The following is a 20,489-nucleotide window of genomic DNA, read 5'->3' on the forward strand; positions in this document are numbered from 1 at the left end:
ACTGTTTACAAACTAACAATATATGAATCAAATTGATAAAAATGCATATATCGAAGAAATAAATGATACATATCTATGTGATGAAACAAAAAAATATGGAACGGATCAGAAAACATAAAAACTGTTTTGTAACGTAGTATAAATGAGTTCGTCAAATATTCGAGGGGGGATGTGCATGAAGAAGAAATATTTTTTATATTTAGCAGCTCTTTTTGGACTTACCTTAATGGGATGTTCAAATACTAATGGATTGCCAGGAGGAAAGCCTCCTAAAGTCTATATAGAAATTGATAATAAAAAATTTGAAACTACACTCGGTACCTATTGTTGGCCAAATAAATGCGTTGATACTGCTGGACCAGTTGAACTATTAGAAGGTCAAAAACCTATAAAAGCTAAAGCTGGTGAAAATATAATTCTTGTGATGGAATACGAACCAAAACCAAATGAATTTAGTGTTGTACAAATGAATGATAAAAAAGAAACTGAAGTAATGGTCAAAGACAATCGTTTTACCGCACCTACACAACGTGGAGTTTATTATTATTCATATGGCGTATGGTGGAAGGATGAAAAGGAAGCGAATTTATCTCGTGGCGACGCTTTCTACGCCTTCGCTTTAGAAGTAGATTAGTTAGTCCATTAAAAGGGAGCTATTGTTGAACGGATATATTTTTTATTTGAAGAAAAGGAATATTGTTTATGGCGAAGAAATCTATGAAGATTTTCTTCGCTTTCATTTTTATCGATATCCTTTGTTAATTTATCGACATTATCCTTTCCTAAATAAATTAAATCGGCTTTACGAAGCCAAACCTTCCTTTTTATAGTATAATAAGCGTAAGTACAGCATTTGTTTGTGATGTGTAAGGGAAAGGATGATATTTGTATGGCAGAGAAAGTAGGACAATCTTTCGTACAACCAACGCCTTCTGGAAAAGAAGAACTTGGGAAAATTGAAGTAGCAGCGGAAGTAATCGAGGTTGTTGCTGGAATCGCAGTGAACGAGGTAGAAGGAGTCGCGGCAACTCGTGGTAATATTGCTACTGGTGTAGTAGAACGCTTCGGTAAAAAAGTTCACAATAAGGGCATTAAATCGGGTGTTACTGAAACTGGTAAGATTGCCATTGATGTATTTTGCTCTGTAAAATACGGCTATACAATTCCAAAAGTGGCGAAGGAAGTACAAACTCAAATTCGCCAAGCGATTTATAATATGACGGCACTTGAAACAGCGGAAGTGAATGTACACATTACAGGTATTCACTTTGAAAAAGAAGAAGTAGCCGTACAAGAATAAAAAGAAGGGTTGCCTATAGGGCAATCCTTCTTTTTACATTATTAACGGAAATTGATCAGCAGTGATTAGTATCGCTACTTTATTATATTTCAATTTGCTTTGGCTTTCTCCAGAACAAAGCAAGTATTACGCCGATTGTTAAAACAATTGTCGCAAAGTAATATGGGTAGTTTAAGTTTATATCGAACAATATCCCACCTAAAATAGGACCGAAGATATTACCGAGACTTGTGAACATGGAGTTCATGCCACCGACGAATCCTTGTTCATTACCGGCAATTTTCGATAAATAAGAAGTAACGGCAGGACGTATTAAATCGAAGCCGACGAAAATAAAGAATGTGACAAATAAAATTGCGAAATAGTGGTTAACAATGGTCATAGCAAATGTTAAAACAGCAGAAAGGATGAGTGAATAACGGATAAGATTAATTTCGCCCATTTTCTTTGTCAGCCAATCGAATAACACTAGCTGAGCAAGGGCCCCGACTACGCCACTCCCCGTAATAATAATTGCGATATCTGAAGGCGTAAATGCGAATTTATGATCCACAAATAAGCTAAATAACGATTCAAATGCTGCTAAACCAAATGACAGTACGAAAATAAGGATGAATGGAATAAGGTATAGTGGGCTAAAAATGCGCTTCGCACTACCTAAAATTGATGGTGCAGACTCTACATCATCTAAAGCACGTGTCGGCTCTTTTAGTAATAGTATTGATAAGATAGCTGCTAAAAATCCAAGTATACCTGCCGCGTAAAATGGTATGCGTGTTCCGAATTCTGCCAAAAAACCACCGATTCCAGGTCCGATAATAAAGCCAGTACTAATCGCTGCACTCATATAGCCCAGTGCCTTTGAACGTTGTGACAATGTTGTAATATCAGCGATATATGCAGTCACCGCCGGCATGATAAAGGCAGCACTTACACCACCTAGCATACGTGAGATAAAGAGTATTTCAATTGTGCGTCCAAGCCCGAATAGTAGCTCTGAAAAACCGAATATAAAAAGACCTGTAACGATCATGATTTTTCGGCCAATATTATCCACCATTTTACCAGCAATCGGTGAGACAATAAGTTGAGTAATAGCAAATGCTGCTACCATATAACCAACGACAGAGCCTGAAATTTTCAGCTCATTCATGATTGTTGGTAGCACGGGTATAACTAAACCAATACCTAAAAAGGCAATGAATAAATTCGATAATAAAATACTTAAGGTTAAAATTTGTTGCTTATTCATTTTGTTCTCCTTCAATCTTTCACGATACATGAATCTAAATCTACTAGAATATTTCCATGTAATACAATAAACCCTATAGTAACTATAGGGTCAAAAGATTTGTTTTATTTTTTTCAGTTTTTTATAAGTGTGGAAGTATTAGTTCGCAGTTATACAAGGTGGCACAATATATTTCTTTTCGTACTACGAAGTTGAGCGTTGCTTCTAATTGTAATTGCTAAAGAAATTTCTTATGACATCATACCGAATATTATTTACAATCCTCGCAGTAAAATAAGCGAGATTTGCGTTCCTTGTATTGTTTATATTGTTCCTCGTCTTCATATAACTAGAAAGTCCTTTTACTGCGTGTAAATGTAACTTCTAATACATAATGAATACCTCGAAAGATGGAATTATTTCCTTAATTATAACATTCTTGTTATTTAAATAATAATGATGGATTTTTATTTTTTAACATTTAATTTCATAAAGTTGATTGAAGGGTGTTAAAATAAGCAAAAACATGCTTGAAAAAGGTATCAGATTATTGAAAACTTGCTTGAATTCGTGTTTCTCGTACGAATTTATGCTATTATAAACCTTAATGCCACTTAAGAAGGAGAGCTTTACATGAAACGACATGAAGCACGCGAAAAAGCGTTGCAAGTTTTGTTTCAGCTAGACAATACTGAACTAACAGTAGAAGAAGCAATGGGTCATATTAAAGGACAACCAACAAATGTCTTCTACGAAAAGATTGTTACTGGAACAGTTGAACATTTAGAGGAAATCGATGCTACTTTAGAGCAGCATCTTGAAAAGTGGTCACTTGCCCGTTTACCCAAAATTGAAAGAACGGTTTTACGTCTAGCTGTATACGAGATTTTATACATGCCAGAAACACCAAAAAGAGTAGTACTTAATGAAGCAATCGAGTTATGCAAAACATTTGGCGACGATGGCTCGTCGAAATTTGTTAATGGCGTACTTTCTAAATTTACAGAACAATAAAATGTGTTGAATTGGAAGGAGTAACTAAGGTCTATGTCAAGTGCAATTATTAATGGTAAAGAAATTGGTCAAGAAATTCGTAATTCAGTAGCAGAGCGAGTAACGCGTTTAAAAGAGCAAGGATTAACACCAGGCTTAGCGGTTGTTTTAGTAGGAGACAACCAAGCCTCGGCTACATATGTGAGAAATAAGCAAAAATCTTGTGAAGCGATTGGTATGTTTTCTGAGTTAATCAAACTGCCAGAAGAAACTACACAGGATGCATTATTAGCACAAATCGAATTATTAAATAATCGTGAAGATATTCATGGTATTTTAGTACAATTACCACTCCCAAAACATATTGATGAGGATACTGTTATTGCCACAATTGCTGTTGAAAAAGACGTTGATGGCTTCTCACCAGTAAGTGTTGGGAAAATGATGCTTGGCCAAGAAACATTTTTGCCTTGTACACCGTTTGGCGTAATGAAACTTCTTGAATATTCAGGAATTGAAATAGCAGGAAAGCACGCGGTCATCGTGGGTCGTAGTCATATCGTGGGGAAACCAATGGGACAACTACTACTACAAAAAGATGCAACCGTTACATATACGCATTCCAAAACACCAAATCTACCTTCATTCACTAAACAAGCAGATATATTAATTGCGGCAGTTGGACGTGCAAACTTTATTACGAAGGAACATGTTAAAGAAGGCGCAGTTGTTATAGATGTTGGCATTAATCGTGATGAAAACAACAAACTTTGCGGTGACGTTAACTTTAGTGAGGTCGATGGTATGGCTTCTCATATTACACCTGTACCAGGTGGTGTAGGACCAATGACAATTACTATGCTTCTATTTAACACAGTTCAAGCAGCAGAAAATAAGCTTGCACATACAGTTAAGTTATAATTTTGAATGACTCTTTAGTTTGCAAAAAAGCTATCTCAATTTTTTTATTGAGGTAGCTTTTTTTGCATTATTTTACTTTCTAGGTATTCTTTATGAACTTTTCCACTGCCTTCAACGTCTAATGTAACGTTTGGGTCATACATATTAATAGGGAGGTTTTTATGGAAAACATAGATTTAATACTTATAATCAAACATATCATTATCGGTCTTGTACAAGGATTTACTGAGCCAATTCCTGTATCATCGAGCGGACATGTTATGATTGCTAGCGAAATTCTTGGTCTTGGTGAGCAAGGTTTTACTTTTGCTATTTTAACGAATACAGCTTCTTTACTAGCTATTGTCTATATTTATCGAGAGGATATTGTCCGACTCATTACAAACTTTTTCCTGTATCTCAAAACAGGAAAGAATCGTTATAAAGCTGATTTCCGTTTTGCCGTTTTCATTGTGATTGGTTCTATTCCAGCAGGCATTTTAGGTGTTTTATTAAGGGATGTTATTGCGGATAATGTTAGTATGACTACGATAGCACTTATGCTATTTGTGACAGGTATTGCCCTATGGCTAATCCGTAATATGCGTGGTACGAAAAAAGATGCGGATTTGACTGCAAAAGACGCCATTATCGTAGGTCTTGGTCAAGCTGTAGCTCTAACACCAGGCATTAGCCGTTCAGGAGCGACCATTATTTCAGCCATTGCAGTTGGTATGAAGCAGGAAACTGCTTTGCGATTTTCCTTCATGCTTTATATTCCTGTAAGTATTGGTGGGGTTGTCCTTGGAATTTCAGATTTTTTAAATGAGCCAAATAAAGGTGCTTTAGTAATTCCTTACACATCGACATTTATTGTGACATTATTTATGACTTATTTTGCAATGCGTTGGTTTATGGGAATCATGAAAAGTGGCAAGCTTAGCTACTTTACATATTATTGCTTTCTTGTAGGTACTCTCTTATTAATATTTTATTAATTTAGCTATGTTAAAGAATATTACTAGAAGGGAACTACATCGTTGGAGTTCCCTTAATCTATTTATGCTCTTGTTAACGGACGAACTCGTGTTTAAGAATACTCATTCTTAAACGATCAATAAATTCACCATTTCTTAGTCGGTCCTGTCTTAGTATACCTTCTTCAACATACCCAATTCTCTTATAAGACTTAATTGCCTTTGCATTGTCAACTTCTACTCTAAGCCAAATCTTGTTAAGGTCTAATTCATTAAAGCCCCACAAAAGCATTTCTTTCATTGCAGAAAATCCATAGCCTTTACCCCAATAGGTTTTATCTCCTATTGCCACCCCTAGTTCTGCGTGTTTGTTGAGTTTGTCGATGTTCTTCAAATCTATCCAACCTATATGCTTGCCTTCTTCTGTAACGATAGCTTTTTGTTCATATCCATTTGTTTTTGTAATGCACATTGTAATCCACCTTTCAGTTTCTTCTCTACTAAAAGGTGGATATTTCTCTGGCATATTTAAATGCTTTATCACTTCTTTATCAAGACACCATTGATAACGGTCTTCAACATCATTAAGAGTTAATTCTCTTAAATTGACTTTTGGTAGTTCAGTTGTATGCATCCTCTTTCCCCCTGATTATTTTCTGGAATGGAAAATTTTGATAACCTGAGTTTATCATAGGTAACGATCGTTGAGAACAAGCAACTTCAACAATTATCTTGCTAACTGTTGTATCATCATTACGGTGATTTGGTGCGAAAATAGAAAGCAACTTAAATAATGGTCAAGGTATTTAGTTGCCACGCCATTAAATCAACTTTCCAGCCTTTCAAACGACTATGAAAACTTTTTACATTCTGAATTTGATAAACCCCTCGAACTCGTTTCTTCCATCTGAGTTCGTTCCTATCAAATATCAACAGAGTTCTTAAACATAGGTATTAATTTAAAAAGCCTCATAACTATATTTGAAGTGACCCCTAAAAGTTAGACACGGTTATTTCATTAGGCAGCTTTGGTAAAATGAGTTCGGTATGGCACCAGACGCCCCCAGGAAGCTTTGCTCTGTGCGAAAGCGAAGCGACAGCAACAAATGTTTTAACTGTGCGAAAGCGAAGCGACAGCAACAAATGTTTTAACTGTGCGAAAGCGTAGCGACAGCAACAAATGTTTTAACTGTGCGAAAGCGAAGCGACAGCAACAAAGCGCCCAGTAGGAACGGAAATCAACCCCTCGCTTTGCAGGAAAGTTATAGTGAAATTTCAGAATTTGTAAATCTGATCCATTTTGCACAAGCAGTCATATCATTTTATGGAAGCTTTATTGAGGTAACAATTATATAGAAATGTTATAGTAAGGTTTTCAATACTATGAAAGACAGTCGTTTTTTCTAACGAAACTGCATTTTGGCACGTCAGGCGCAATAAAAAATGTTATGATAGGTGTAGTTTTGTGAAAAACTTGATTTTAGTAAAGGAGCCGGGAAAATGTCATCTGCTTCTTATTTAACTGTAAAAGCATTAACAAAATATATTAAACGGAAATTTGATGCTGATCCGCATTTACGTGAAGTCTATGTAAAGGGAGAGCTATCCAATGTCAAGATTCATCAATCAGGGCATATTTACTTTACATTAAAGGATGATGGAGCACGAATTGCAGCTACTATGTTTAAAACTGCAGCCACAAAATTAGCGTTTGAACCAAAGGAAGGTATGCAAGTATTTATCCGTGGAGATGTAAACGTTTATGAAGGCTACGGTACATATCAATTATATGTACAGGAAATGCAACCAGATGGAATAGGTAGCTTGTTTGTTGCCTTTAACCAGCTGAAAGAGCAGTTACAACAAGAAGGGCTTTTTAAACCTGAGTGGAAACAACCAATTCCGAGGTTTCCAGAAAAAATCGGTGTTTTAACGTCGACAACAGGTGCCGCCATTCGAGATATCTGTACAACATTAAAGAGACGCTATCCACTTGCAGAAGTTTTTATTTATCCAACCCTTGTACAGGGAGCACAAGCAGCGCCGAATATTGTTCAAAACATTGAGCGCGCAAATATCGATGCGAGTTGTGATGTACTGATTGTTGGGCGTGGCGGTGGATCGATTGAGGATTTATGGGCATTTAATGAGGAAACTGTTGCACGAGCGATTTTTGGAAGCCGTATCCCTATTATTAGTGCAGTAGGTCATGAAACCGATACGACTATCGCGGATTATGTAGCTGATTTGCGCGCTCCGACACCAACGGCAGCGGCTGAAATGGCTGTGCCTGATCAACAAGATTTATTTCAACGGGTGCTTACACAAAAATCACAACTGCATCAAATCGTAAGAGCGCAACTTATGGCAGAACGTCAGCGTCTAAATAAGCTCCAACAGTCTTATCCATTGTCAATGCCAGAACGCCTATATCGACCATTTACGGAAAGGCTAGCACAACTTGAATCGGGATTACAAAAAGCAATGCAGGTCGATTTGATGAAGAAAACAGCACAGTTTCAACAATTACATAGTGCGGTAGAGCAGCACTCGCCAAAAAAGGCATTAGCTTTCCATCAACGAGAGCTAGAAACTCACGTCCAACAATTAACTCGTGCTGCAACTCATTATGTAACGAAACAAAAACAACAATTTGAGGCAACTGTCAGAACTTTAGAGGCATTGAATCCGCTTGCCATTTTAACAAGGGGCTTCACGGTAGCTTATAAAGATAATCAAATGTTAAAATCATCAGTTGATGTAAAGCCACAGGATCAATTAACACTTTCCTTCCATGATGGAAAGGTTATTGCTGATGTGGTAAAGATCTTGCCGAAAAATGAGGGGGAATAATTGTGGCAGAGAAACAACAAACTTTCGCAGATGCAATGACGGCACTTGAGGAAATTGTCCGTCAGTTAGAGCAAGGTGATGTGCCTCTAGAAAACGCGATTGATTTATATAAACAAGGTATGGAGCTATCACAATTTTGCCATAGCAAGCTGCAACATGCTGAGGAGCAGTTAATTTCTATTGTCCAAGAGACAGGTGAGACTACGGCATTTGATCCGCTAAAGGGAGAGAATTAAGAAATGAACGAGCAATTAAAACAGTTTATTGAAAGCAACATACCACAAGTTGAAGCTGAAATGTTTGCACTAGTCGAGAAAATTGATGCACCAGCCAATTTAAAGGAATCAATGCTTTATTCATTAAAAGCTGGAGGTAAACGTATTCGCCCTCTTTTCGTATTGGCTGTTCTTGAACTATACAATAAGGATTTGAAGGATGGTTTAACGGTAGGATCTGTAGTTGAAGTCATCCATACGTATTCGTTAATCCATGATGATTTACCAAGTATGGATAATGATGATTTCCGTAGAGGAAAGCCAACAAATCATAAAGTTTATGGTGAAGCATTAGCGACACTTGCAGGCGATGCATTGAATACACTGGCGTTTGGCATTTTAGCACGCATGGATGTATCAGCTGAAAAACGCATTGAATTAGTCAATCTGTTAAGTAAAGCAGCTGGTGCAGAAGGTATGGTTGGGGGTCAAGTACTCGATATGGAAGGTGAGAAGCGTCAGCTAAACATAGCTGAGCTTGAGCATGTCCATATTAATAAAACGGGCGCTCTATTACGATTTAGTATTGAAGCGGGAGCAGTGTTAGCTGATGTAATGCAAGAAGAACGCGAAACTTTAAAGGAATATGCGCATCATATCGGTCTGGCCTTCCAAATTCAAGATGATATTTTAGATATTGAGGGTACTACAGAAGAACTAGGTAAAACTGCAGGTAAAGATGTAGCAAGTGATAAAAGCACTTACCCAGCTCTATTATCTTTAGATGGGGCAAAAGAAAAGCTTGCTGAGCATTATCAGCATGCCATTAACGCACTAGATAAATTGGAAGTAGATGCCAGCTTATTGCGTGAGTTTGCAGCCTATATTGTACATCGTAAAAACTAGGGGGAAAACGAGGCGTTAAAGGCACATAATATGCTAGAATAGGTGAGGGCGTTTGCCAATGTGCAAACAATAAAGTGTTCGTACTTTTAGCATATTAATAACACTGTTATAATAGTGGAAACACGATTACGGTGAATAATTTATTGAAAAGGTGTGTGAGAAAGGTGGATTTAAATAAGATAACTAGTCCAGCCTTTTTAAAAAGCTTAGATAAGAAGGGCCTTGAGCGACTTGCACAAGAAATTCGTACCTTCTTAATCGAAAAATGTTCTGTCACAGGTGGTCATATCGGACCGAACCTAGGTGTTGTGGAGCTAACAATTATGCTCCATAAAATGTTTGACAGTCCACAAGATAAGTTTTTATGGGATGTTGGCCACCAAGCTTACGTGCATAAAATTTTGACAGGTCGTGCAAATCAATTTGATACATTACGTCAGTTCAAAGGGCTTTGTGGTTTCCCAAAGCGTGTGGAGAGTGAACATGATGAGTGGGAGACAGGTCATAGCTCGACATCTTTGTCAGGAGCCATGGGTATGGCAGCAGCACGAGATATCAAAAAAGAAAAGAACTTCGTGATACCAATTATTGGTGATGGAGCTTTAACTGGCGGTATGGCACTGGAGGCATTAAACCATATCGGCCATGCTAAAACAAATATGATTGTCATTTTAAACGATAATGAAATGTCAATCGCTCCAAACGTCGGAGCGTTACACAATGTATTAGGACGTCTTCGTACAGCCAAAGAATATTCAAAAGCAAAAGAAGAATTGGAATCGCTCATTAATAAGATTCCAGTGTTAGGTGGTAAGCTTGCTACAACTGCTGAGCGCTTAAAGGATAGCTTAAAATATTTAGTGGTATCAGGTGTGTTCTTTGAGGAGCTAGGCTTTAAATATCTTGGTCCGATTGATGGACATGATTTCGATGCTCTTGAGACAACATTATCACAAGCTAAAAAAGTGAAAGGCCCAGTGCTCGTTCATGTCATTACGAAAAAAGGCAAAGGTTATAAACCTGCTGAAGATGATACAATTGGTAATTGGCATGGGACGGGTCCATATAAAATTGAAAACGGTGCCTTTGTAAAGTCTGAGGCGAAAGGTCCAGCATGGAGTAGCTTGATAGCTGAGACTGTCCGCAAAATTGCTCATGAGGATAAACGCGTTGTCACTATTACTCCTGCAATGCCAGTGGGTTCAAAATTACAAGGAATCCAAAAGGATTTCCCAGAACGTTTCTTTGATGTAGGGATTGCTGAACAACATGCAGCAACGATGGCGGCAGGTTTAGCGACACAAAACATGAAGCCGTTTTTAGCCATTTACTCAACATTCCTTCAACGTGCCTATGACCAAGTACTACATGATATTGCACGTCCAAATTTAAATGTCTTTATTGGAATTGACCGTGCAGGATTAGTTGGTGCAGACGGTGAAACACATCAAGGCGTATTTGATATTGCATTCCTTCGTCAAATACCAAATATGACAATTATGATGCCAAAAGATGAAAATGAAGGTCAGCATATGGTGAAAACAGCCATAGACTATGATGGCGGTCCAATTGCATTACGCTATCCTCGAGGCAATGGTATAGGAGTTCGGTTAGATGATGAGCTTATGGCGTTACCAATTGGTAGCTGGGAAGTGTTACGTGAAGGTAAGGATGCAACGATTTTAACCTTTGGTACGACGATTCCTATGGCAATGGAAGCGGCCAATATTTTAGCGCAGCAAGGTGTAGAGATAGAAGTAGTCAATGCTCGTTTCATTAAACCGATGGATGAGGATATGCTTCACCGTATATTAACAAGCCGTAAACCAATATTGACGATTGAAGAGGCGGTCCTACAAGGTGGTTTTGGTAGTGGTGTATTAGAATTTGCCCATGACCATGGCTATTTAAGTGCAATAATCGATCGTATGGGGATCCCTGATCATTTTATTGAGCATGGTAATGTAGATCAGCTTCTCGCTGAAATTCATATGACGGCTGAGGATACAGTGGCACGTTTGCATGTGTTACTTCAACAAAAACAGCAAGTAGGTTTGAATAAATAATGACAAAACAACCAAAAGAACGTGTAGACATTTTACTTGTAGAGCGTGGGCTATGCGAAACGCGAGAAAAGGCAAAGCGCTCTATTATGGCAGGGCTTGTTTTTTCTAATGAAACTCGCATTGATAAGGCGGGGGAAAAAATTGCTATAGATGCACCACTACAAGTAAAAGGCTCTGATTTAAAATATGTTAGTCGTGGCGGCTTGAAACTTGAGAAGGCGCTACAAATTTTTGATATGTCTGTAGAGGGGAAGCTAATGCTTGATATTGGCTCCTCTACAGGAGGTTTTACAGATTGCGCATTACAGCATGGTGCAAGACATTGCTATGCATTAGATGTTGGTTCTAACCAACTAGCATGGAAAATCCGTTCTGATGAACGTGTAACTGTAATGGAAAAAACAAATTTCCGTTATACGACAGCACCAGATTTAACAGAGGGCTTGCCAGACTTTGCTACAATTGATGTTAGCTTTATTTCATTATCGCTTATTTTACCGGTCTTAAAAACATTGCTAATGCCAGGTGGCGATGTAATGGCACTAGTGAAGCCTCAGTTTGAAGCGGGGAAAGAGAATGTCGGTAAAAAAGGCATTGTTCGTGATAAAAAAGTACATTTAGAAGTTTTAGAAAAAACTGCTGCAATGGCGACAGAGGTTGGCTTTGTCGTTAAGGATGCTTCGTTCTCGCCAATTACAGGAGGCGAGGGAAATATTGAATTTTTATTCCATTTAGTGAATCCTGTAGGTCAAGAAGAAATTCCTGCATATACAACTTTTAATGCACTCGTTGAAGAAGCGCATAGTGCACTAAAATAACACGTGCTCGTTTACAGAGCCGTGTTTTTTCTTGTGCTTTTATGTTTAAAATGGTAGTGTAAATATACAAATATTCAACTATTTATAAGAGGTGATCGACATGAATAAAGGACAGAGGCATATACGAATTCGAGATATTATTGCCAATCATGAAATTGAAACACAAGATGATTTAGTCGATTTTTTAAAGGATGCAGGCTATAATGTGACACAAGCAACAGTATCACGTGATATTAAAGAGCTTCATCTTGTAAAAGTACCTTTACAGGATGGACGCTATAAATATAGCTTGCCCGCAGACCAACGTTTCAATCCTATACAAAAATTACACCGTGCGTTAGCTGATGCTTTTGTCAGCATTGATGGTGCATCACACTTTTTAGTAATGAAGGCTCTTCCTGGTAATGCCAATGCTATTGCATCACTACTTGACCATTTAGATTGGCCTGAAATTTTAGGTACTATTTCTGGAGACGATACTATTTTGATTATTTGTCGTAACGAAGATGAGCGTGAAAATACAAAAAATCGCTTATTAGAAATGCTATAAAATAGCAGGGTAATTTGATACAGAGGTGACAATTTGTGTTAAGAGAGCTTAGTATTCGAAACTTTGCCATCATTGAGGATTTAACAGTTAGTTTTTCAGATGGTTTAACAGTTTTAACAGGTGAAACGGGTGCAGGAAAATCAATTATTATCGATGCCGTGCATTTACTTGCTGGCGGCCGAGGGAATTCCGAATTTATTCGTCATGGAGCTAAAAAGGCTGAATTAGGTGGTTTATTTCAAATTTCAAGTTCTGAGCATCCTGTTTATAAGAAACTTGAAGAGGCAGGCATTGAAATTGAAGAAGATACTATTATTTTACGCCGCGATTTAAATGATTCTGGAAAAAGTGTTTGTCGAGTTAACGGTAAACTTGTGCCATTATCTGTACTACGTGATATTGGTGCTAGTCTTATCGATATTCATGGTCAGCATGAAAATCAAGAACTTATGGATGAGAAACAGCATATCTATTTGCTTGACCATTTTGCTGAGGAACAACTGACACCTATTCAAGATTTGTACAGTTCTCAATATGAAGAATACCGTTCACTAAAAAAAGAATTAGCTTCGATTTCGATCGATGAACAGTTAATGGCGCAACGTATTGATTTGTACCAATTCCAAATGAAAGAGTTGGAGGATGCCAATTTAAAACTTGGTGAGGAAGATGAGCTACTGGATGAACGTCGCCGTTTAATGAATTTCAATAAGATTTTCGAACGCTCGAGTGCCGCATATGAAGCTATTCAAGGTGATTCAAAAGGCCTTGACTGGATTGGCAATGCAATGGGTGCCCTAGAGGATGCTGCGACAGTTGACGAGCAATTTAAAGAAGCATCAGAATCTGTCACGACTGCATTTTATGCGTTACAGGATGCTGCTTACCAGGTCAAAAATGTATTGGATGAATTAGAATTTGATCCAGCTCGATTAAATGAGGTTGAGCAACGTTTAGCCTTAATACAAAATTTGAAGCGCAAATATGGTTCAACAGTTGAAGAGATATTAGCGTATTACGATAAAATTAAAACAGAGTTAAATGAGCTTTTAAATCGAGACGAAATTTTACAAGTAAAAGAACGAAAAGTATTGGAAATGGAAGCAGTACTAAATGAACTTGCTGCAGAACTTTCTGCTGTTCGAAAGGACGCTGCACATAATTTAAGTGAAGCTATTATGGCCGAACTACGTGAATTACATATGGAAAAAGCAAAATTCATTGTTAATTTTGATGAATTGCCTTACTTTGATGCGAATGGTAAAGACCAAGTAATTTTTTATATTTCTACGAATGTAGGCGAGCCGCCAAAATCTTTACCGAAAATTGCTTCTGGCGGAGAATTATCGCGTATGATGCTTGCGTTAAAGACGATTTTTTCTTCCTCTAATGGCATAACATCTATTATTTTTGATGAGGTAGATACAGGTGTAAGTGGTCGTGTAGCACAAGCAATCGCAGAAAAAATTGCTGCAATATCCGTTAATTCTCAAGTTTTATGTATTTCGCATTTACCGCAAGTGGCTGCGATGGCCGATCATCATTATTTTATTAAAAAAGAAGTCGAACGTGATCGAACATTTACATCTTTATTGGAAATAAATACGGAAGCTCGTATTGAAGAAATCAGTCGCATGATGTCTGGAGCAGAAATTACAGATTTAACTTTGCAGCACGCAACAGAGCTCTTAAAAATGGCTAATGCACGAAAAAAACAAATGAGATAGCAAAATAATCCAGAAACTGCTCGTTGTTTCTGGATTATTTCTTTTTGCGCAAATATTTACCGCTTATAAGAACGCCACAAAAACACATAGTAAAAAGACAAAAATAAAAAGGAGGTGTCGTATGTATCGTCGTTGGCGTCAATTTGTCATTTTGCCTATGCTCATTGTTTTATTATTCATGCCAGTAAAGGCTTTTGCCGCAAAAAAGCTAATACCGATGGGCGAAGCAATTGGTATTCAACTTCAGCTATCACATGTATTTGTAGCACATGATGTGCTGTTAGCTTCCAATCAGTGGATGAAAGGAGGCGCTGTAATTGAAAAAATAAATGATATTACAGTAAAAACGCTTGTAGATGCCAAAAAAGCTGTTGCTCGGCAAGGACAACAGAAATGGACGATAAAAAGTGAAGGAAAAGAAGTGACACTTGATTTACAGGAGCAAGAAGCAGAACATGTTATTTCCTTTCTAAAAGATGAAACAGATGGAGTAGGAACATTGACATACATTGATCCAGAGACAAAAAATTACGGTGCATTAGGCCACCAAATCGTTGATTCAACGTTACAAGAAGCCCCTATTTTCCATGCTGGCTCCATTTTTTTAGCTTCGATTCAACAAATTCGTAAAAGCATACCCGGTCAACCTGGTTATAAAATATCCTCCATTGAAAAACATCGTGATCGATTAGGGAGTATAGACAAAAATACAGTTTATGGAATTTTTGGCCGTTGGGAAGACGGTTATCAACAAAGTTTGCCTAAAGCAATTGAAATTATGCATGAAAAGGATATAAAAACAGGGAAGGCTGAAATCTACACGGCGATTGAGGGCAGTAAGGTGGAAACTTTTTCAATTGAAATTACCAAGGTTGAAAATGAACGCCTTGAATTCATAGTAACTGACAAAAAGCTCATTGAAAAAACCGGTGGTATTTTGCAGGGGATGAGTGGCAGTCCTATCATTCAAGACGGTCGTTTTGTAGGTGCGGTTACACATATGTTTGTGGAGGAGCCAAAAAAGGGAGCAGCGCTTACAGTATCAGAAATGTTAAAAAAATCATCTTAAACGAAGGAGCTACCCAAAAGGTAGCTCCATTCTTTCATGAAAATATCTTGTTCATCAAGTATTTCGTTTATTTATGAAGCGATTAGCGACACTTTAAAAAAACTGTAGTTTTATCTCCATTTTTTCACTAAAATAAATGATATAAGTATTCGGAGCTTTGCATGTATTTATCATAACTTGTCGATATAAAAAGAAAGTATCGGACTACATACTCATTTTTGGAAATTGAAAAGGTTTTTAAAACAAAAATGTCGAAAATTCCAAAGTGTGCAAAAATTGCATTAGGGGATAGGTGACGCTTTGGGGTAATTCAAAGCACAGTTCAAAAGGAGGAATTTAAATGACAAAGGTTAAAGTAGCGATTGCAGATGATAATCGTGAGTTATTAAAAACGATGGAGCAGTATTTCCAAGGGCATCCTGAAATTGAAATAATTGCAACTGCTTCAAATGGGAAAGTATGTTTACAAATGCTAGAGGAATTCACACCGGATATTTTACTTCTAGATATAATCATGCCGCATCTTGATGGGTTAGCTGTTTTAGAGTCGATGTATCAAAATGAACGAATGTCATCCATTCAAGTTATAATGTTAACTGCTTTTGGCCAAGAAGACGTGATGAAACAGGCTGTAGACTTAGGTGCATCCTATTTCATGCTAAAGCCATTTGAATTTGATCAATTGGTTCAAAAGATCTTACATTGTGCTGGACAGAAGGCTACACTTCCTAAAAAGACAAGTGTTTTACAACCAGCGGCACCTCAAAAATTAAATCAACATCAATTAGATAGCACGATTACAGCCATTATTAAAGAAATCGGCGTTCCTGCTCATATTAAAGGTTACTCTTATTTGCGAGAAGCTATTCAGATGGTGTTCGAAGATATCGAGTTATTAGGCTCTGTGACGAAAATTTTATATCCAGAAATTGCTAAAAAATTCAATACAACGCCATCACGAGTTGAACGTGCGATTCGTCATGCCATTGAAGTCGCGTGGAACCGTGGCAATTATGAATCGATTTCGTCGATGTTTGGTTATACGGTACATCATTTAAAGTCGAAGCCGACAAATAGCGAATTCATCGCCATGATTGCAGACAAGATTCGCATCGACATGATGGCGAGTTAAACGTTGATGTGACTACGTTTGGGACGACAGGCTTAACGGAGAATGACCGATAAACTTATTATTTATAGCAATTATACTACGTTTTTTATAACGCCTTTTTAGACAGTTTACGCCGACTGTTTGAGGGGGCGTATTTTTTATGTCTATAAGCCCATTTTTAACTGAAATTAACCGTTATTTGGATTTTCCTCAAAAGGTCTCTCGCATAAAATGTTTAGATCATAAGACACTTAAACTCTTGGAAAACTTCAATCGAAGAAAGAGGGAAGTTCGAGGTAAGTGCTGATGAAACGCCTGTAAAATACCCGGAATGGCGTAGCTATTTTGGCAAGCCAGTTAATAAAACGACAATAGCTAATTATATAGGTAACATAAAAGCATGCTATTCGCATTTGTATTTAGAACAACTTATCCGCTGCAATCCTTTGAAAGATTTAAAGAATGTTAAACCGGAGCGAAAAATCAAAGTTGTGCTCGAAGATGAACTAAAACAGTTTTTCCGTTCTTTCGACGTTTCGAAATTCGATCTGTACCTCGACTGGGTAATTGCGCGATTAAACTTCGATATTGGGGCTAGAATAGGAGAATTATTGGATTAAGTTTTAACTAATATCCTCCGTTTGATGAATGAAATTTTGAAACAGTCTTACAGTATTCTTCTAACTTACTCAATGTAAATAGTAATGTAATAAGGAAATCACTTGAAGTTTCTTTTGAATATGTTAAATGAACTACAGCATATTTATTTTAATCCAAAAAATAACATCATCATTATCTTTTCTTCTAGCCACTGCTACAGCTTATTTTCCGTAGAGAATGTGTTTTAGTGAAAGTTTTTTCTCTAACTTTTTAGTTAAGGATTCTGACATACTTGTTGAAATCAACCACCAGCGATCGTTCATAAAACTTTTTAATATTTCTTGCATTTTAGATGACCACTTCCAATTATTTAATTTTCTAAACTTAATTAAACGTTATATTTTCTATTATTCCTTCTTGCACTAACCTGACTAGATAGTGGAATGCGGAAGATTTTTCAGAAGTGAGCCTTGACGAACAAACTAACAATACATCGATTTGCCTTTAAATGACCGCCATGGTACGCAAGTAATAGTATTTATCCTAAACGGCTTAAAACGGCTATATCAATGTTAAGATAGCGTGGATCCATCGAAGAAAATATTTAAATGTTTTTGCGGATATCTTGTCCGAAAACGGGATTAAGCTCGGGTATAAGGAATAAGGAAGCATAACGCCTTTATTTGCCTTTATAAACGTGGCTAAAAACGGTTTTATATCGCAAGTCGACGTATTTATCCCTAAAGCGTTTCGACGCTAGGTCAAACGGAATAAGGAGGGTTGAACGGAATGGAAATCGCAGCAGGTATCGTTAATATCCAACGCAAACTACTCGAACGGACTGGGCGTAAAACAGACGTATATTACAGCGAAGGTGAAGGCGCCTTATACGTATTCATGGGCGAACCTTTAACGGCCAACAACGTAATTTACGCAGCATCAGAGATGGAACTTATTATGAACGCAACTTAAGAGGGAATTGGACAATTTTTACGGAATAAAACCTAACGGTAATTGACTCGGTGATGGGAGCAGGTAAGACGACTTATGCTATTGCCTACATAAGTGGTGCAAGTCCGTTGGAGCGTTTCATTTATGTTACGCATTTCTTAGCCGAAGTCGATCGTGTGATTAGTTTGGTAACGGGTCGACATCGTAGCAACGCACATTCATTTTGTAATGGCTGACGATGAGCTGCGAAACTTGTTGCGTGAGAATAATTACACGTTGATTTTGGACGAGGTTATAAGCGTGATAGACAAAGTTGGCGTTTCACCGTCTGAAATGCGACTTCTACTCGATAAAGGATTAGTAAAAATGGAGAACAACAAGGTCGTTTGGACTGCAAGTAAAGTTGAATATGAGTATGGAGTATTCGACCGTATCAAGTTACTGGCACAAGCAGGAACGCTTTTTTAACACCGTGACAAATACTTGATTTATGCGTTTCCACCTTCAATCTTCGCAACTTTTACTAGTGTATACGTTTTGACATATCTATTTAAAGCGCAGTTAATGAAATATTATGTTGATTTATATTCGATTCCCTACGATATAAAAGCTGTCAAAGAAAACATGGAACGAAGGTGGAAGTAGAGGGATTAGAGCCGCTTAGAAATTTCACCGCATTTACTGTGAAATAGCTTTACCAAACACTATTTGATCAATGGTGGTGATTTAGCGACACTTTCTCGATTGTTGGGTCATACAAGTGTAGAAATAACCGCACATATCTAGAGGCACAGTCCACTAAACAATTTAGATGTTCTGAAGGGGTTATAATCGATTGAACAGCAGAATGGGTGAATTATATAAAGAATTAAAAAAGAGAGGTTATTAGGCTTGTAGAAGGCAAATCACAGCATGATATCAATTAAGCGTAATAAATAGCTTGATAAAGGCAAAATATTAAGATTTAAAGCAACGAAATAAGAGCGAGTATTCACAATACCCACTCTCCAACGCTTGTAGGGATAACTCTCGGGGGGGCGTAAACTATACGAGTTCATCGGAGATACCCTTTGTAAAGGCTATTTTTAAAAAAGCTAGGCAACATGTTGAAGCTGCTGTCTGTATTTTGCGGGCGGTAGCATTTTTTTAATGCCATTGCCCCTGATAATGATTGTAATACATCATATAACTTTTAATTTCTCGTTTTTAATGTTTTTCTCGATATTTGTTTCAGCTTAAAAATGCCCAAAAATGATTCTTGTGGCGCATTGTCCCGATAGTTTCCTTGGTGTGACATAGTTTGGTCGAAATACAAATTATCTACCCAAAGGCAGTCGTTAGGTTGAAAAGAAAAGGAGGACTATTCAACGATCACGTTTGATTGTTGGCTAGTTATATTATTTTTGTCTTGTAATTGCCTTTGCTGCTTAGCGAAAAAATTCTGTACGGGGATATTTATATAAAAGAACATCCCCATAATTAAACCTGAGAAAATCCAACCTAAGATTTGCTTATATATCAACATTTCACCATAGCTATCAATCCTAAAGTTTTTAAGCAGGAATACGGTTAAACCTGCCATAAAAAGTCCTCTGATAATGAAGATAACTTGAATAAATTGAAACCATTTAAAGATTCCTTTTTGATAAAATAATGCTCTACTGACCTTCCGTTCATAACCTTGTAAATATGCAAAATCAACAGCAAAGTATAAAGAAAAAGGACGCTTAATCACTAGTGCAACAATATAAAAAAATGAATAAAAAAGACTAAAATATACACCATTCCAAATCATTTGCTCTGCTGACCCTGATAGGAGATCCACCGTCGTGCCTAGTGCTAATGACCCTAAAATGAATAAACCTGTTATGTTAAACTGCTTATTTAAAATAAAACGGTAAATGGTATAAACAATTCCCGGAATAGTTGAAATCAGCATTGATAAGTAATCACCAAATGGTTCCCTACCAAAATTCCATATAATATATGGTAATGCTGCATAAAAAATCAAATCTAATAAAATAAGCTTTTTGTTTGATTGTTTTTTTTTCACCATATTCCCCCCCATCTCTCTCTCTTCAGCTTTGTATCCTATATACTTGTAGAGGTTTAAACTACATAATTTTTTCTAAATGTTCAACAAGCTAAGACATTTTTTAAAAACTAAAATACATCGTTTGTTTAAGGCATTTCTTCACAGCTGTTATTATGATATTAACATA

Annotated in this window: 19 protein-coding genes and 1 pseudogene; 16 read left to right on the forward strand and 4 right to left on the reverse strand. The window is 37.1% G+C overall.

All coding sequences use genetic code 11. The annotated features are described in order from the left end of the window. Positions 1-175: 175 nt before the first annotated feature. Together ACYQ73_RS22150 and ACYQ73_RS22155 are read left to right on the forward strand one after the other, a co-directional pair. Entirely contained in the window at positions 176-634 is a 459-nt protein-coding gene (locus ACYQ73_RS22150) for a hypothetical protein (protein WP_460014431.1), read from the forward strand. A 255-nt stretch (positions 635-889) separates the two neighbouring features. Next, positions 890-1,300 (forward strand): Asp23/Gls24 family envelope stress response protein, encoded by a 411-nt coding sequence (locus tag ACYQ73_RS22155; protein WP_460014432.1) that lies wholly within the window; start codon positions 890-892, stop codon positions 1,298-1,300. 82 nt (positions 1,301-1,382) lie between these two features. On the opposite strand, the gene ACYQ73_RS22160 is transcribed toward ACYQ73_RS22155, so the two are convergent. Next, positions 1,383-2,552 carry an MFS transporter gene (locus ACYQ73_RS22160; RefSeq protein ID WP_460014433.1) on the reverse strand — a complete coding sequence of 390 codons (1,170 nt, stop codon included), beginning with the start codon at positions 2,550-2,552 and terminating at the stop codon, positions 1,383-1,385. Positions 2,553-3,164: 612 nt separating this feature from the next. On the opposite strand from ACYQ73_RS22160, the gene nusB reads away from it, so the two are divergent. From nusB to ACYQ73_RS22175, 3 genes are all read left to right on the forward strand, one after another. Next, positions 3,165-3,545, forward strand: coding sequence for a transcription antitermination factor NusB (gene nusB / locus ACYQ73_RS22165; protein ID WP_100544800.1), 381 nt, complete (start codon positions 3,165-3,167; stop codon positions 3,543-3,545). A 33-nt stretch (positions 3,546-3,578) separates the two neighbouring features. Continuing rightward, the gene (folD, locus tag ACYQ73_RS22170) at positions 3,579-4,445 is read left to right on the forward strand and encodes a bifunctional methylenetetrahydrofolate dehydrogenase/methenyltetrahydrofolate cyclohydrolase FolD (RefSeq protein WP_460014434.1); all 867 of its coding nucleotides are present in this window, start codon (positions 3,579-3,581) and stop codon (positions 4,443-4,445) included. Positions 4,446-4,606: 161 nt separating this feature from the next. Further along, complete coding sequence (locus tag ACYQ73_RS22175; protein ID WP_460014435.1) at positions 4,607-5,422, forward strand: undecaprenyl-diphosphate phosphatase; 816 nt, start codon at positions 4,607-4,609, stop codon at positions 5,420-5,422. A gap of 73 nt (positions 5,423-5,495) precedes the next feature. Here ACYQ73_RS22175 and ACYQ73_RS22180 read toward each other — a convergent pair whose 3' ends face one another. Both ACYQ73_RS22180 and ACYQ73_RS22185 read right to left on the reverse strand, forming a co-directional pair. After that, positions 5,496-6,035 carry a GNAT family N-acetyltransferase gene (locus tag ACYQ73_RS22180; protein WP_460014436.1) on the reverse strand — a complete coding sequence of 180 codons (540 nt, stop codon included), beginning with the start codon at positions 6,033-6,035 and terminating at the stop codon, positions 5,496-5,498. Further along, positions 6,002-6,304, reverse strand: a pseudogene (locus tag ACYQ73_RS22185) (hypothetical protein); the annotation flags it as partial. The gene ACYQ73_RS22180 and the pseudogene ACYQ73_RS22185, both read right to left, overlap by 34 nt. 597 nt (positions 6,305-6,901) lie before the next feature. Between ACYQ73_RS22185 and xseA the strand changes: the two are divergent. From xseA to ACYQ73_RS22240, 11 genes are all read left to right on the forward strand, one after another. Next, positions 6,902-8,254, forward strand: a complete 1,353-nt coding sequence (gene xseA, locus ACYQ73_RS22190) for an exodeoxyribonuclease VII large subunit (protein WP_460014437.1) — start codon at positions 6,902-6,904, stop codon at positions 8,252-8,254. 2 nt (positions 8,255-8,256) lie between these two features. After that, positions 8,257-8,490 (forward strand): exodeoxyribonuclease VII small subunit, encoded by a 234-nt coding sequence (gene xseB / locus ACYQ73_RS22195; RefSeq protein WP_053483717.1) that lies wholly within the window; start codon positions 8,257-8,259, stop codon positions 8,488-8,490. Between the two features lie 3 nt (positions 8,491-8,493). Beyond that, positions 8,494-9,375, forward strand: a complete 882-nt coding sequence (locus ACYQ73_RS22200) for a polyprenyl synthetase family protein (RefSeq protein WP_460014438.1) — start codon at positions 8,494-8,496, stop codon at positions 9,373-9,375. Between the two features lie 164 nt (positions 9,376-9,539). Next, entirely contained in the window at positions 9,540-11,441 is a 1,902-nt protein-coding gene (gene dxs / locus ACYQ73_RS22205) for a 1-deoxy-D-xylulose-5-phosphate synthase (protein ID WP_460014439.1), read from the forward strand. Then, the gene (locus ACYQ73_RS22210) at positions 11,441-12,259 is read left to right on the forward strand and encodes a TlyA family RNA methyltransferase (protein WP_460014440.1); all 819 of its coding nucleotides are present in this window, start codon (positions 11,441-11,443) and stop codon (positions 12,257-12,259) included. Before dxs ends, ACYQ73_RS22210 begins: the two co-directional genes overlap by 1 nt. A gap of 100 nt (positions 12,260-12,359) precedes the next feature. After that, the gene (ahrC, locus tag ACYQ73_RS22215) at positions 12,360-12,809 is read left to right on the forward strand and encodes a transcriptional regulator AhrC/ArgR (protein WP_079561797.1); all 450 of its coding nucleotides are present in this window, start codon (positions 12,360-12,362) and stop codon (positions 12,807-12,809) included. A 35-nt stretch (positions 12,810-12,844) separates the two neighbouring features. Then, a complete protein-coding gene (recN, locus tag ACYQ73_RS22220; protein WP_460014441.1) occupies positions 12,845-14,536 on the forward strand; it encodes a DNA repair protein RecN in 1,692 nt (563 codons plus the stop codon). 121 nt (positions 14,537-14,657) lie between these two features. Beyond that, positions 14,658-15,605, forward strand: coding sequence for a SpoIVB peptidase S55 domain-containing protein (locus ACYQ73_RS22225; protein WP_460014442.1), 948 nt, complete (start codon positions 14,658-14,660; stop codon positions 15,603-15,605). A gap of 340 nt (positions 15,606-15,945) precedes the next feature. Further along, positions 15,946-16,737, forward strand: coding sequence for a sporulation transcription factor Spo0A (gene spo0A / locus ACYQ73_RS22230; RefSeq protein WP_053483724.1), 792 nt, complete (start codon positions 15,946-15,948; stop codon positions 16,735-16,737). A gap of 1,368 nt (positions 16,738-18,105) precedes the next feature. After that, complete coding sequence (locus tag ACYQ73_RS22235; RefSeq protein ID WP_460014443.1) at positions 18,106-18,288, forward strand: hypothetical protein; 183 nt, start codon at positions 18,106-18,108, stop codon at positions 18,286-18,288. 279 nt (positions 18,289-18,567) lie between these two features. Then, on the forward strand, positions 18,568-18,735 hold the full coding sequence (locus tag ACYQ73_RS22240; protein WP_460014444.1) for a hypothetical protein: 168 nt from the start codon (positions 18,568-18,570) through the stop codon (positions 18,733-18,735). An 892-nt stretch (positions 18,736-19,627) separates the two neighbouring features. Here ACYQ73_RS22240 and ACYQ73_RS22245 read toward each other — a convergent pair. Further along, positions 19,628-20,323, reverse strand: a complete 696-nt coding sequence (locus ACYQ73_RS22245) for a VC0807 family protein (RefSeq protein WP_460014445.1) — start codon at positions 20,321-20,323, stop codon at positions 19,628-19,630. Positions 20,324-20,489 lie beyond the last annotated feature (166 nt).

The sequence above is a fragment of the Lysinibacillus sp. CTST325 genome (assembly GCF_054665055.1).

What these genes read in the sequence shown, in the direction of transcription:
- nusB (WP_100544800.1), top strand. Translation starts at nt 3,165, where the DNA reads ATGAAACGACATGAAGCACGCGAAAAAGCGTTGCAAGTTTTGTTTCAG.
- ACYQ73_RS22245 (WP_460014445.1), bottom strand. Translation starts at nt 20,323, where the DNA reads ATGGTGAAAAAAAAACAATCAAACAAAAAGCTTATTTTATTAGATTTG.
- ACYQ73_RS22210 (WP_460014440.1), top strand. Translation starts at nt 11,441, where the DNA reads ATGACAAAACAACCAAAAGAACGTGTAGACATTTTACTTGTAGAGCGT.
- ACYQ73_RS22155 (WP_460014432.1), top strand. Translation starts at nt 890, where the DNA reads ATGGCAGAGAAAGTAGGACAATCTTTCGTACAACCAACGCCTTCTGGA.
- ACYQ73_RS22235 (WP_460014443.1), top strand. Translation starts at nt 18,106, where the DNA reads ATGGAAATCGCAGCAGGTATCGTTAATATCCAACGCAAACTACTCGAA.
- ACYQ73_RS22150 (WP_460014431.1), top strand. Translation starts at nt 176, where the DNA reads ATGAAGAAGAAATATTTTTTATATTTAGCAGCTCTTTTTGGACTTACC.
- ACYQ73_RS22175 (WP_460014435.1), top strand. Translation starts at nt 4,607, where the DNA reads ATGGAAAACATAGATTTAATACTTATAATCAAACATATCATTATCGGT.
- ahrC (WP_079561797.1), top strand. Translation starts at nt 12,360, where the DNA reads ATGAATAAAGGACAGAGGCATATACGAATTCGAGATATTATTGCCAAT.
- xseA (WP_460014437.1), top strand. Translation starts at nt 6,902, where the DNA reads ATGTCATCTGCTTCTTATTTAACTGTAAAAGCATTAACAAAATATATT.
- spo0A (WP_053483724.1), top strand. Translation starts at nt 15,946, where the DNA reads ATGACAAAGGTTAAAGTAGCGATTGCAGATGATAATCGTGAGTTATTA.
- ACYQ73_RS22225 (WP_460014442.1), top strand. Translation starts at nt 14,658, where the DNA reads ATGTATCGTCGTTGGCGTCAATTTGTCATTTTGCCTATGCTCATTGTT.
- ACYQ73_RS22160 (WP_460014433.1), bottom strand. Translation starts at nt 2,552, where the DNA reads ATGAATAAGCAACAAATTTTAACCTTAAGTATTTTATTATCGAATTTA.
- ACYQ73_RS22180 (WP_460014436.1), bottom strand. Translation starts at nt 6,035, where the DNA reads ATGCATACAACTGAACTACCAAAAGTCAATTTAAGAGAATTAACTCTT.
- folD (WP_460014434.1), top strand. Translation starts at nt 3,579, where the DNA reads ATGTCAAGTGCAATTATTAATGGTAAAGAAATTGGTCAAGAAATTCGT.
- ACYQ73_RS22200 (WP_460014438.1), top strand. Translation starts at nt 8,494, where the DNA reads ATGAACGAGCAATTAAAACAGTTTATTGAAAGCAACATACCACAAGTT.